Source organism: Aeromonas veronii (assembly GCF_040215105.1).
Lineage (GTDB): Bacteria > Pseudomonadota > Gammaproteobacteria > Enterobacterales > Aeromonadaceae > Aeromonas > Aeromonas veronii_G.
In genome coordinates, this window is sequence record NZ_CP157875.1 from 2,126,363 (window position 1) to 2,139,151 (window position 12,789).

The 12,789-nt window shown below is 62.1% G+C and carries 11 protein-coding genes; 5 read left to right on the forward strand and 6 right to left on the reverse strand.

The window, feature by feature from the left end; genetic code table 11:
- Window positions 1–250: 250 nt before the first annotated feature.
- Genes fruB through fruA form a run of 3 tightly spaced genes read left to right on the forward strand, consistent with a single transcriptional unit; the run spans window position 251 to window position 4,049 of the window.
- A complete protein-coding gene (gene fruB, locus ABNP46_RS09780; RefSeq protein ID WP_349922189.1) occupies window positions 251–1,351 on the forward strand; it encodes a fused PTS fructose transporter subunit IIA/HPr protein in 1,101 nt (366 codons plus the stop codon).
- Window positions 1,351–2,325, forward strand: coding sequence for a 1-phosphofructokinase (pfkB, locus tag ABNP46_RS09785; RefSeq protein ID WP_349922190.1), 975 nt, complete (start codon window positions 1,351–1,353; stop codon window positions 2,323–2,325). The genes fruB and pfkB overlap by 1 nt, the downstream gene beginning before the upstream one ends.
- A complete protein-coding gene (fruA, locus tag ABNP46_RS09790) occupies window positions 2,322–4,049 on the forward strand; it encodes a PTS fructose transporter subunit IIBC (RefSeq protein WP_349922191.1) in 1,728 nt (575 codons plus the stop codon). The genes pfkB and fruA overlap by 4 nt, the downstream gene beginning before the upstream one ends.
- 130 nt (window positions 4,050–4,179) lie before the next feature.
- On the opposite strand, the gene ABNP46_RS09795 is transcribed toward fruA, so the two are convergent.
- Window positions 4,180–4,431, reverse strand: a complete 252-nt coding sequence (locus ABNP46_RS09795; protein WP_349922192.1) for a DUF1289 domain-containing protein — start codon at window positions 4,429–4,431, stop codon at window positions 4,180–4,182.
- A gap of 233 nt (window positions 4,432–4,664) precedes the next feature.
- On the opposite strand from ABNP46_RS09795, the gene ABNP46_RS09800 reads away from it, so the two are divergent.
- Both ABNP46_RS09800 and mltA read left to right on the forward strand, forming a co-directional pair.
- Entirely contained in the window at window positions 4,665–5,222 is a 558-nt protein-coding gene (locus ABNP46_RS09800; protein WP_349922193.1) for a hypothetical protein, read from the forward strand.
- 330 nt (window positions 5,223–5,552) lie between these two features.
- Window positions 5,553–6,704, forward strand: coding sequence for a murein transglycosylase A (mltA, locus tag ABNP46_RS09805; RefSeq protein WP_349922194.1), 1,152 nt, complete (start codon window positions 5,553–5,555; stop codon window positions 6,702–6,704).
- A 109-nt stretch (window positions 6,705–6,813) separates the two neighbouring features.
- Here mltA and yfaE read toward each other — a convergent pair whose 3' ends face one another.
- From yfaE to ubiG, 5 genes are all read right to left on the reverse strand, one after another.
- Window positions 6,814–7,131, reverse strand: a complete 318-nt coding sequence (yfaE, locus tag ABNP46_RS09810) for a class I ribonucleotide reductase maintenance protein YfaE (protein ID WP_349922195.1) — start codon at window positions 7,129–7,131, stop codon at window positions 6,814–6,816.
- 60 nt (window positions 7,132–7,191) lie between these two features.
- Window positions 7,192–8,325, reverse strand: coding sequence for a class Ia ribonucleoside-diphosphate reductase subunit beta (gene nrdB / locus ABNP46_RS09815; protein ID WP_349922196.1), 1,134 nt, complete (start codon window positions 8,323–8,325; stop codon window positions 7,192–7,194).
- Between the two features lie 65 nt (window positions 8,326–8,390).
- A complete protein-coding gene (gene nrdA, locus ABNP46_RS09820) occupies window positions 8,391–10,658 on the reverse strand; it encodes a class 1a ribonucleoside-diphosphate reductase subunit alpha (RefSeq protein ID WP_349922197.1) in 2,268 nt (755 codons plus the stop codon).
- Window positions 10,659–11,222: 564 nt separating this feature from the next.
- Window positions 11,223–11,909 carry an HAD family hydrolase gene (locus tag ABNP46_RS09825; protein ID WP_349922198.1) on the reverse strand — a complete coding sequence of 229 codons (687 nt, stop codon included), beginning with the start codon at window positions 11,907–11,909 and terminating at the stop codon, window positions 11,223–11,225.
- Complete coding sequence (gene ubiG, locus ABNP46_RS09830) at window positions 11,909–12,640, reverse strand: bifunctional 2-polyprenyl-6-hydroxyphenol methylase/3-demethylubiquinol 3-O-methyltransferase UbiG (RefSeq protein ID WP_349922199.1); 732 nt, start codon at window positions 12,638–12,640, stop codon at window positions 11,909–11,911. Before ubiG ends, ABNP46_RS09825 begins: the two co-directional genes overlap by 1 nt.
- Between the last annotated feature and the right edge of the window lie 149 nt (window positions 12,641–12,789).

The following is a 12,789-nucleotide window of genomic DNA, read 5'->3' on the forward strand; positions in this document are numbered from 1 at the left end:
AAAGTGTGCGCGGGATCATATCATTGAAAAGCACTCTGCGTGGGCACTTGAACAATCAGCTGAAACGATTCAGTCTGAGTGTAGGTGAAACGATTCAGCTTGTCAGCAAGCAATCGATGACCGGGGTTAAAAACGGGTGCCGGATCACGACGGGACACATTCCGGTCTATTTTTGGCTGGCAGGTCAATGGAAATCAGGTGTTGAGCCGACTAGTCTACTGTGGACGGTCGGTCCTTTAGGAGAATCTCTATGTTGAAGTTGGCGCGACAGCAGATCCTGCTGGGGCAATCGGTAGCAACCAAAGCGGAAGCCATCGCCCTGTTGGCAGGCAAACTGACCGAGGCCGGTCTGGTGGAAGCCGGTTACGTGGATGGCATGCTGGCCCGGGAGGCGCAGCACGCCACCTATCTTGGCAGCGGCATCGCCATTCCTCACGGCACCACGGACACCCGCCACCTGGTCAAGAGTACCGGCGTCATGGTGGCCCAGTTCCCGCAAGGGATCGAGTGGGACGAAGGCCAGATTGCCTATGTGGCCATCGGCATCGCCGCCAAGTCCGACGAGCATCTGGGGATTCTGCGCCAGCTCACCCATGTGCTGGGGGACGAACAAGCGGCGGCGCAGCTCAAAGACGCCACCGATGAAGAGACCATCATCCACATCCTGACCGGGGCAGCGGCTGCGAAAGAGGTGCAATTCCTGACTCTGGCAGACTTCCCGGCCGACGATCGGGATCAACTGCTGCTGGGGGCCGCCGCTCGCGCCAAGTCCGCCGGTTGGGGGGACGCCGCCATGGTGAGCGCCCTGCTGGCAAACGATCCTGCCTATCTGGGGGAGGGTGTCTGGCTGGCCCGCACGCAAGCCGCCCAGACTGGCTGGGTACTGGCCACCCCGAGCAGTGCAATAAGTGCAGGGGAGCTCCCCGTGAATGCCCTGCTGCTGCTCTGCGCCGCCGATGCGAGCCATCTGCCCCAGCTGGAGAATCTGGCCAAACTCGCCGCCGCCAGCCAGCTTGCCAGTCTCGCGGGTAGCGAAGGGCTGGGAGTGCTGCAAGCCGGCCCTGCCACCGGGCTGTCCGACACCTTCACCATCATCAACTCCCACGGCCTGCACGCCCGCCCGGGCGCCATGCTGGTCAAGGTGGCGAAAGAGTATGAATCCGACATCCGGGTGGCGAACCTGGATGGCAGCGGCGAGGCGGTTTCCGCCAAGAGCCTGATGAAGGTCATCGGCCTGGGGGTGAAATGTGGTCATCGCCTCGCGTTCCGTGCCGAAGGGCCGGATGCCGAAGCCGCCCTCAAGGGGCTGGGTGCCGCCATCGCCGCCGGGTTGGGAGAGGGGGCACATTGATGGAGATCGTCACCATTACCCTGAACCCGGCGCTGGATCTCACCACTCGCCTCGAGGCCCTGGTGCCCGGCGAGGTGAACCTGGTGAGCGAGGGCAACCTGCGCGCCGCCGGCAAGGGGATCAACGTCGCCATGGTCTTGAAAGATCTGGGGCGCGAGGTGGGGCTCAGCGGCTGGCTCGGCGACGCCAACCAGCAGAGCTTCGTGTCGCTCTTTGCCGAGCGGGAGCTTGCGGATCACTTCGTGCGAGTCGCGGGCAGCACCCGCATCAACGTCAAGATCTCCGAGCAATCGGGGCGGGTCACCGATCTCAACCTGCCCGGCCTTGACATCAGCGACGAGGCGGTACATCAGCTGGAGGCGGCCATCGACGAGCTGGCCCCGCACGCGGACTGGTTCGTGCTGGCGGGCAGCCTGCCCAAGGGCGTGGAGCCCGCCTACTGCGCCCGTCTCATCAATTTGCTCAAGGCCCGTGGCAAGAAGGTCATCTTCGATTGCAGCGGCGAGGCGCTCAAGGCGGGTCTCACCGCCGCGCCGACCCTGGTCAAACCCAATCTCGAGGAGCTTGCGCAGTGGGCCGGGCGTCCCGTCAAGACCCTGAAAGAGCAGGCCGAGTGTGCCCGCGCCTTGCAGGCGGATGGCATCGAGCACGTGGTGATCTCCAACGGCGCCGAGGGCCTTGTCTGGTTTGGCCCGGATGCCGTCTGGCAGGCCGTGCCGCCACGCATGCAGGTAGTCAGCACCGTCGGTGCCGGTGACTCCCTGGTGGCCGGGCTGGCCCATGGTCTCAGCCTCGGCTGGGCACCCGAGCAGACCCTGCGTCTGGCGACCGCCGTCTCGGCCCTGGCGGTGAGCCAGGTGGCGGTGGGCTTCAGTGATATCGCCGTCTTGACCCCTTTACTCGAGCAGGTGCGGCTGCAACGCCTCAGTCCCGCTCACTTTGATTTCATGGAACCTTCAGGAGATGCCCAATGAAAGCAATCTTGGTCACGGCTTGCCCCGCGGGCATCGCCACCAGCTTTCTCGTAGCCAAACGGATAGAACAGCAGGCCAAACAGGCGGGCTGGACACTGCAACTCGACACCCATTCGAGCGTGCAGCCCCGTCAGCAACCCTCGGCCACCGACATTGCCGCCGCCGATCTGGTGCTGGTGGTCGCCAGCGCCCCGGTGGATCTCGCCGCCTATGACGGCAAGCGCCTCTATCAGGGCAGCCTGGATCTCGCCCTGCAAGATCCCGCCGCTGTGCTGAGCGCAGCCGAGGGGGAGGCCAAGATCTATCGCCATCAGGCTGCCGCCGTCGTGGCCAAGCCTGCCAGCGCCAGCAAGCGCATCGTGGCGGTCACCGCCTGCCCAACCGGGGTGGCTCACACCTTTATGTCGGCGGAAGCGCTGGAAACCATGGCCAAGCAGCTGGGTTATCAGATCCGTGTCGAGACCCAGGGCTCGGTCGGTGCCCAGAACGCCCTGACGGCGGAGGAGATTGCCGCCGCGGATCTGGTGTTCCTCGCCACCGACATCGAGGTGGACATGGCTCGCTTTGATGGCAAACCGGTCTATCACACCAGCACGGGGGCAGCGCTCAAGAAGACTCGCGCCGAGCTGGACAAGGCCTGGACCGAGGCCTCCGTCTACCGTCACAGCGGCGCCGCCGTTGCCAAGAAGGAAGAGAAGGCCGGTCCCTACAAGCACCTGCTGACCGGGGTCTCCTTCATGCTGCCCATGGTGGTGGCCGGTGGCCTCATCATCGCCATCTCTTTTATCTTTGGGATTGAGGCGTTCAAGGAGCAGGGGACCCTCGCGGCCGCCCTGATGCAGATCGGTGGTGGCTCGGCCTTCGCCCTGATGATCCCGGTGCTGGCGGGCTACATCGCCTACTCCATCGCCGACCGCCCGGGTCTGGCTCCCGGCATGATCGCCGGTATGCTGGCAAGCTCGCTGGGCGCCGGTTTCCTCGGCGGCATCGTCGGCGGCTTCCTGGCCGGTTACAGCGCCAAGTTCCTGAGCGACAAGGTGCGCCTGCCGGTAACCCTGGAAGCGCTCAAGCCCATCCTCATCATTCCGCTGTTTGCCAGCCTGTTCACCGGTCTGGTCATGATCTACGTGGTGGGCGGCCCGGTGGCCGGCATCATGAGCGCCATGACCGAGTTCCTCAACAACATGGGCTCCGCCAACGCCGTGCTGCTGGGAGTCATCATCGGCGCCATGATGTGCTTCGACATGGGTGGCCCGGTCAACAAGGCGGCCTATGCCTTCGGGGTCGGCCTGCTCGCCTCCAAGACCTATGCCCCCATGGCTGCCGTGATGGCTGCCGGCATGGTACCGGCGCTCGGGATGGGCATCGCCACCTTCCTCGCCAGCAAGAAGTTCATCAAGGCGGAGCAGGAAGCGGGCAAGGCCTCCTTCGTGCTGGGTCTGTGTTTCATCTCCGAAGGCGCCATTCCGTTTGCCGCCAAGGATCCGATGCGGGTCATTCCGGCCTGCATGGTGGGCGGCGCCCTGACCGGTGCACTCTCCATGCTGTTCGGCTGTGAGCTGGTGGCACCCCACGGCGGCCTCTTCGTGCTGTTCATCCCGAACGCCATCAGCCATGTGTTCATGTATATCCTGGCCATCGCGGCAGGCTCACTGGTGACCGGTGTCGCCTACGCCATGCTCAAGCGGGCCGAGCAACCTGTGGCCAAGCTGGCGACAGCCTGAGTGGTTGACGCTGTCAAGGGTGAAATGAATCCCTAGTTGAATTGCGCAAAAGGCGACCAGATGGTCGCCTTTTTTATTGCGTTCATGCCTATGCGCAGAGAAACAGGATCGAAAAATTGATGATGGGCAGTTAAAAATCCCACCCGGCAGGGGGCGATGGGGGCTGCTCGGCCGCCTCCCGTGCCTTGCGCCGCGCCGCCTCCACCCGTGCCTTGCGGCCCCGGCACAGGCGCATCACCTCCTGCTGCTCGGCCGGGGTCATGGTCAGCCAGTTGAAACGCTCCTCCCGACTGCGCAGGCACCCCTTGCAGTAACCCTTGTTGTTGACCTCACAGACCCCGATGCAGGGGCTCTGGAGCGGGAAGATCTCGAGCTGTTCCATTCACCACCTCTCGCGCCGCGTTACCTTGTTATAACCCAGAGTGGCCCGTTGGCGAAGGGGAAGCCATGCAGGGCATAGCCGCGCCAGATCGGCGGCGGGAGAGAGGGTGGGCCAAAGATATACCAGGCTTGAAGGTGCTGGCCGCAAGGCATGATGGCTGCCCGGGGAGGGCGCTCCGTGCCCGGCCCTCGGCTAAGCTTCGAGATGCGGTTCATCTATCTGGAGTCACAAACATGAAAGGGTTTCACCAAGGATCGGGTCTCGCACTGATATGGCTGGTGGCCAGCGGGTCATTGGGCGCCGCCGAGCTGGTCAATCGCAACATCACCGAGGCGGACGTCAAGGCCGCGCAGGATGGCTGGGGCAAGGCCCTGGTCCAGATCAGCGATGACTACCGGACGGGAGGCATCGACAAGGCCAGGGCGACCGCCAACGCCGTGCTCGACAGCGCCTATGGCTATGCCGACGGGCCCGTGCTGTTCAAGCCGACCCTGGCGAGCGGGGCGCAGACCTTTCGCCTGACCAAGGCGGGGGCGCTCGCCTATTTTGTCGGCCACGATCCGGCCTATCCGGCGGATACCGGTTTTGCCCTGAAGAACTGGCAGCGCTACCGCTACGACAATGCCGCCATCTACATCGATGGCAACATGGCGCTGACCATGGGGACGGTGCACCTCGTCGATCGGGACAACAAAGAGGTGGACGTGGACAAGACCTGGGGCTTTCGCAAGGGGGACGATGGCAAGGAGCGCATCATCCTGCATCACTCCTCGCTGCCTTACTCCCACTGATCCCGTGTATCCCGTGTATCCCGTGTAGTCCGGGGCTGGCCATGCTGCGACAGGGCAGTTGGCCAACCTGCCTCTCCTTCCTTTCTGATGTGCGGTGCGTCGGCGCCATCCTCCCGTCCTCTTTGGTCGTACCCTGGTGTCGCAGGGATCGACAAGTGCGATGAATTTTGCAATTTATGGGGTCAACAGGGCCCGAGTTTTTGTATGATAGCGCCGCCCATGGCGGGGCCGGGGGCGAGCCTTGAGCGGCGATGATGTCTCAGCCCGGGCCATTGATTGAATTCATCATTATTTTCATGAAGTTAGCGTTTTCTGGTTAGACGAGGATTTATGAACAAACGCGCGTACTGGTTGAGTGCCCTGGCACTTGGGCTGGCGGGTTGTGCCAGCGATCCCGAGCCCGCCAAGGTGCCCCCGAAGAAGCCTGAAGCCAGATGCTTTTTGAACTGCGAGGTGCCAGTCAATCTGGGCAAGCAGTATCTGGATGGCACACTGCCGGATGATCTGGTGCGGGTGGAGTATGTCAACAGCCGCCAGTCGTCTGACTTCAGCCGTTTTGGCCCCCAGAGCCGACTGGTGCTGGAGCGCTCCGGCCGGATGGCGAGCCGCTATGGTGAGCTCTATCGCCAGCTCTCCAGCTGGGTGGCCAACGGCGGGGATCCCGCCCAGATCACCCGCTACGGCATCAGTCTGGCCCAGCTCGGCGGTGCCGATCGCATGGGCAACGTGCTCTTCACCGGTTACTACTCGCCGGTACTGGAGGTGCGCCACCGCCCGGATGCCAAATACAAATACCCCATCTACGCCATGCCCAACTGCGGCGGCCGTTGCCCGACCCGGGCCCAGATCCACCAGGGGGCGCTGTCCAACCGGGGGCTGGAGCTTGGCTACAGCAAGTCCCTTATCGACAACTTCCTGATGGACGTGCAGGGTTCGGGGTTCGTGCACTACGGCGATGACGACAGGCTGCAGTACCTGGGTTACAGCGGCAAGAACGGCCACGGCTACGTGAGCATCGGCCGGGTGCTGATCGACAGGGGCGAGGTGCCCAAGGAGCAGATGTCCATGAAGGCCATCAAGGATTGGGCCAACCGTCAGCCGGAGGCGAACGTCATGGAGCTGGTGGAGCAAAACCCCTCCTACGTCTTCTTCGAACGCCGTCCGACCAATGACGTAGTGGGGGCTGCCGGTATTCCGTTGCTGCCCATGTCGGCGGTGGCGGCGGACAAGACCCTGCTGCCCATGGGCACCCCCATACTGGCGGAGGTGCCGCTGCTCGACAAGGCGGGCAACTGGACCGGCAAGCATCAGTTGCGGCTCTTGATCGCTCTGGACGTGGGCGGCGCGGTCAAGAAGGGGCACCTGGATCTCTACCACGGCATGGGAGAGAAGGCCGGGGTGGCCGCGGGTCACTACAAGCACTTCGGCCGGGTCTGGAAGCTGGGTCTGCACCACGGCCCCACTGCCGCGCCCTGGATCTGACCGACGCGGGCAGCACATGCATGAGAAATAAAAAAGCCGCCGGATTATCCGGCGGCTTTTTTGTGGGCTGCAGGTGGTGACGAGCATCACCCAGACCTGGATGTGGGTCTCAATCCTTCTTCACATCCAGCCGGATGGTCCCCACCGGCTTGCAGCAGCAGGGCAGGCACTCTCCCTGGGAGACGAAGGCCAGCGGCACACTGGGGTAGTACACCCGGCCTTCGAGCAGCGGGGTGCGGCAGGCGCCGCAATAGCCGCTGCGACACTGGAACTCCACTTGATGGCCGTGGCGTTCCAGGGTCTCCAGCACGCTCTCGCCGGGGTGGGCGTGCAGCACGCCATCCTGGGTGTGCACCAGGGGCGTCAGGGTTTCCTGCTCGGCCTCATGGCGCAGTGCAGGGGACGGGGTGCCGATGGCATCACTCATCACGCATGCCAGCGCGTCGACACCCGCTGCCCGTCATGGCGCGACAAGCCCCAAGTCTCATCACAGCTCGAAATCACCGAGATCATCGGCGTGCACTTCGCTGTCGATCTGGCCGACCAGGTAGGAGCTGACTTCCACTTCCTGGGGGGCGACCTGCACGTTGTCGGACGACAGCCAGGTGTTGATCCAGGGAATGGGGTTTTGCTTGGCACCGGCAAAGGCCGGCTGCAGGCCCACCGCATTCATGCGCAGGTTGGTGATGTACTCCACGTACTGGCAGAGGATGTCCTTGTTCAGGCCGATCATGGAGCCGTCCTGGAACAGGTACTCGGCCCACTCCTTCTCCTGGATGGCAGCTTCCTTGAAGATCTCGAAGCAGGCCTGCTCGCACTCGACCGCGATCTCGGCCATGTCCGGATCGTCGTTGCCGCTGCGCATCAGGTTCAGCATGTGCTGGGTGCCGGTCAGATGCAGGGCCTCGTCGCGGGCGATCATCTTGATGATCTTGGCGTTGCCCTCCATCAGCTCGCGCTCGGCGAAGGCAAAGGAGCAGGCGAAGCTCACATAGAAGCGGATCGCCTCCAGGGCGTTGACGCTCATCAGGCACAGATAGAGCTTCTTCTTCAGGCCGCGCAGGGTGATGGTCAGCTCGCGATCACCGACCCTGTGGGTGCCTTCCCCGTGCAGGTGATAGAGGGCGGTGGCCTCGATCAGATCGTCATAGTAGTGACTGATGGAGCCGGCGCGTTTGAGGATCTGCTCGTTGGTGACGATGTCATCGAACACCTGGCCCGGGTTGTTGACGATGTTGCGGATGATGTGGGTGTAGGAGCGAGAGTGGATGGTCTCGGAGAAGGCCCAGGTCTCGATCCAGGTCTCAAGCTCCGGGATGGAGACCAGCGGCAGCAGCGCCACGTTCGGGCTGCGACCCTGGATGGAATCCAGCAGGGTCTGGTACTTCAGGTTGGAGATGAAGATGTGCTGCTCGTGGGGAGGCAGGGCCTGATAGTCGATGCGATCGTGGGAGACGTCCACCTCTTCCGGGCGCCAGAAGAAGGAGAGCTGCTTCTCGATCAGCCGCTCGAAGATGTCGTGTTTCTGTTGATCGTAACGGGCCACGTTGACCGATTGGCCAAAGAACATCGGCTCCTTGAGTTGATCGTTTTGGGTCTGGCAGAAGGTTGAATAGGCCATGGTTGTCGAATGTCGCGAAATGGGGGAAACAGGAAGGCGGGAGCTTCATGCTCCCGCCCGGTTCATCAGATCTTACAGGCGCCGCCAGCACAACCGTCATCTTGCAGATCGGTCTGGGCATCGTCCGCACCATCACGGGTGTTGTGATAGTACAGGGTCTTGAGGCCGTATTTGTAGGCGGTCAGCAGATCCTTGAGCAGCTGCTTCATCGGTACCTTGTTGCCTTCGAAACGGGCGGGATCATAGTTGGTATTGGCGGAGATCGCCTGATCCACGAATTTTTGCATGATACCGACCAGCTGCAGGTAACCATCGACGCTCGGTTGCTTCCACAGCAGTTCGTATTGATCCTTCAGGCGGTGATATTCCGGCACCACCTGCTTGAGGATGCCATCCTTGGAGGCCTTGACGGAGACCAGACCACGGGGCGGCTCGATGCCGTTGGTGGCGTTGGAGATCTGGCTGGAGGTCTCGCTCGGCATCAGGGCGGTCAGGGTGGAGTTGCGCAGACCCACGGTCTTGATCTCGGTGCGCAGCGCTTCCCAGTCCAGGTGCAGAGGTTCGTTGCACAGGGCGTCCAGATCCTTTTTATAGGTATCGATGGGCAGGATCCCCTGGGCATAGGTGGTTTCGCCAAAGGCCGGGCAGGGGCCGAACTCGCGAGCCAGCTGCACCGAGGCCTTCAGCAGGTAGTACTGGATAGCCTCGAAGGTACGGTGGGTCAGCGCGAGGCCGGAACCGTCGGAGTAGCGAGCACCATTTTTTGCCAGATAATAGGCATAGTTGATCACCCCAATCCCCAAGGTGCGGCGATTCATGCTGCCTTTTTGCGCGGCTTTCAGCGGATAATCCTGATAGTCGAGCAGGGCATCCAGGGCGCGGACGGCCAAATCTGCCATCTCTTCCAGGTCTTCGAGCTTCTCGATGGCACCGAGGTTGAAGGCGGACAGGGTGCACAGGGCGATTTCGCCATCCTCGTCATCCACGTTGTTGAGCGGCTTGGTGGGCAGCGCAATTTCGAGGCAGAGGTTGGACTGGCGCACCGGGGCGACAGCCGGATCGAACGGGCTGTGGGTGTTGCAGTGATCCACGTTCTGGATGTAGATGCGACCGGTGCCGGCACGCTCCTGCATCATCAGGGAGAACAGATCCACGGCCTTCAGAGTCTTCTTGCGAATGGCCGGATCCTGTTCGTACTTGACGTAGAGCTCCTCGAACTTGTCCTGATCCGCGAAGAAGGCGTCATACAGGCCAGGGGCGTCGGAGGGGGAGAACAATGTGATGTCGCCGCCCTTGATGAGGCGCTGGTACATCAGCTTGTTGATCTGCACCCCGTAGTCCATGTGACGGACCCGGTTCTCTTCCACGCCGCGGTTGTTTTTCAGCACCAGCAGGCTTTCCACTTCGGTGTGCCACAGCGGGTAGAACAAGGTGGCCGCACCGCCGCGCACGCCGCCCTGGGAGCAGCACTTCACGGCAGTCTGGAAGTACTTGTAGAAGGGGATGCAGCCGGTGTGGAAGGCTTCGCCGCCACGGATGGGGCTGCCCAGACCGCGGATGCGGCCGGCGTTGATGCCGATGCCGGCGCGCTGGGAGACGTAACGTACGATGGCGCTGGCGGTGGCATTGATGGAGTCCAGGCTGTCATCGCACTCGATCAGCACGCAGGAGCTGAACTGACGGGTCGGGGTCCGCACACCGCTCATGATGGGGGTGGGCAGGGAGATCTTGAAGGTCGAGACCGCATCGTAGAAGCGCTTGATGTAGTCAAGACGGGTATCTTTCGGGTACTTGGAGAAGAGGCAGGCCGCCACCAGGATATAGAGGAACTGCGGGCTCTCGTAGATCTCGCCGGTGACGCGGTTCTGTACCAGGTACTTGCCTTCCAGCTGCTTGACCGCGGCGTAGGAGAAGTCCATGTCGCGCCAGTGATCCAGATAGGCGTTGAGCTCTTCGAACTCGGCCTGGGTGTAGTCGGTCAGCAGGTGCTTGTCGTACTTGCCCATGTCCACCAGCTTGGCGACATGCTGATAGAGGTGGGGCGGCTCGAACTGGCCGTAAGCCTTCTTGCGCAGGTGGAAGATGGCCAGACGGGCGGCCATGTACTGGTAGTCCGGGCTCTGTTCGGAAATCAGGTCGGCGGCAGCCTTGATGACGGTCTCGTGGATGTCGGCGGTACGGATACCGTCATAGAACTGGATGTGGGACTTGAGCTCCACCTGGGAGACCGACACGTTGTCGAGCTTCTCGGCAGCCCAGTCGAGCACGCGGTGAATCTTATCCAGATCGATGGGTTCTTTGTGTCCGTTACGCTTCGTCACAAACAAGTTCATTGGCTGATGACCCTTATTAGCTGATACCTGCCGGCATCGGTTGATTCCCGAAAAACCATCGCGCCACGCTCCCCACGGACCTGGCTTGGTAAAGAGTGGGGGCGTACTGCGCGATGAATCACAAGATATAGTGTTATTTTTAATGCGAACTACAAGATAGTGAGGTCGTCCCCGTATTGCAACGTGTGGATAACCTCATTGCTGTGGATAAATTGTGGGTGTTATGGGATCTGTTAGTGACTGCTCACAGTGAGTGGGTTTTCATGCGTCTGATCCGTCAAATGCAAGTCCGAAGATCGAAGATGGAAAATTAAAATAACTTTTTTTGCTTGCGAAAATGGGTCGGTTTTACTAGCAAATTCAGGCTGGTTATCCCTTGAACGGCAAGGGACAAAAGCTGTCCGATCCGGCTGAAATGGCTGACGGCCACGCAGGAAAAGGGGGAGCCCGACCCGGCTCCCCTTCGTGATGTTCAACAGTTTTGCCGTGACGTCTTGCGCGTTCATCGACGGATGCCTGGCCCCGATAAGGTGCCGGCCATATCCATCAATCGATGTGCCAGATTCAGCTCAGTTCGTAGCGCAGCCAGTGGTGCAGAGCCTGTACCGTGTCAAAATGCAGATCCGCGCCCCAGCCGGCGGGATCCTCGTCATCGTGCAGATAGCCCCAGCCCGCTACCGCGGTGCGCATGCCGGCATTGCGACCCGCTTCGATGTCGCGCACGTGATCCCCCACATAGAGGCAGTGCGCCGCATCCACCCCGAGTTGCTCGCAGGCGAAATACATGGGGGCGGGGTCGGGCTTGCGCACCGGCAGGGTGTCGGCACTGACGGTGACGCCGCAGCCCGCCAGCGCCGGCAGGGCGGCCAGCAGCGGCTCGGTGAGAAAGCCCGGCTTGTTGGTGACGATGCCCCAGGGCAGCTGCTGTTCTTCGAGCCATTCGATGAGATCCAGCATGCCGTCATAGGGGCGGGTGCCGACACAGAGGTGAGCGGCGTAGTAGTCGAGCAGGGCGGTGCGAAGGCGTGTCGCCCCGAGTTCTTCAAGCAGTTCGTCCCCAAGGCCGGCCCTGAGTAGCCCCAGCGCCCCGTGGGAAGTGGTCTGGCGGATGATGTCGTCAGAGAGTGGTGCAAAGCCTTCGCTTATCAGCACATGGTTGACGGCGGCGCCGAGATCCGGGGCCGTGTCGAGCAGGGTGCCGTCGAGATCAAACAGCACGCAGCGCAGGGGCGCCTGGTTGGCGGCGCTCATCAGCCTTGCTCCGGACGGGTGAAGCTCACCATGTAGTTGACGTCCACGTTGGCCCCCAGCCTGAAGTGGCCGCTGAGGGGGTTGTAGTGCACCCCGCTCATGTCCTCTACCACCAGGCCCGCCGCTTCACCCATGCGGCACAGCTCCGCCGGGGTGATGAACTTCTTGTGGTCGTGGGTGCCCTTGGGCACCATCTTCATCAGGTACTCGGCGCCGAGGATCATCATCAGATAGGCCTTGGGGTTGCGGTTGATGGTGGAGACCACCACCTGGCCGCCCGGGCGCACCAGGGTGGCGATGGCCCGCATCACGGACGCCGGATCCGGCACGTGTTCGAGCATCTCCATGCAGGTGACCACATCATACTGGCCACTGGGCCCTTGCTCAGTCACTTCCGCGGCGTGCGCCTCGGCGGTGATCTGGCGATACTCGAGCTCCACTCCGGCTTCCAGGGCGTGCAGGCGGGCGACCCCGAGCGGCTCCTTGCCCATGTCGATGCCCGTCACCTTGGCGCCACGGCGGGCCATGCTCTCGGCGAGGATGCCGCCACCGCAACCGATGTCGAGGGTGCGCTTGCCGAACAGGCCACCGCTCTTGTCGGTGATCCAGTCAAGGCGGATGGGGTTGATTTGATGCAGCGGCTTGAACTCGCCCTCCATATCCCACCAGCGGGAGGCAATGGCTTCAAATTTGGCGATTTCTGTCAGATCGACATTGGCATCAGCGTTCATTTTCATGGATCCTGTGGCAGGGGCGCGCAAGGGGGGAGAGGCGCGCAATCTATTGTCCTGGCGGGCATTATAACGGACGCACTTTGTCAAACCAGCCTGATTTGCGGCTTAAGGTCTTTCACGCGCTGTGTTACCATGTCGCGCTGTTT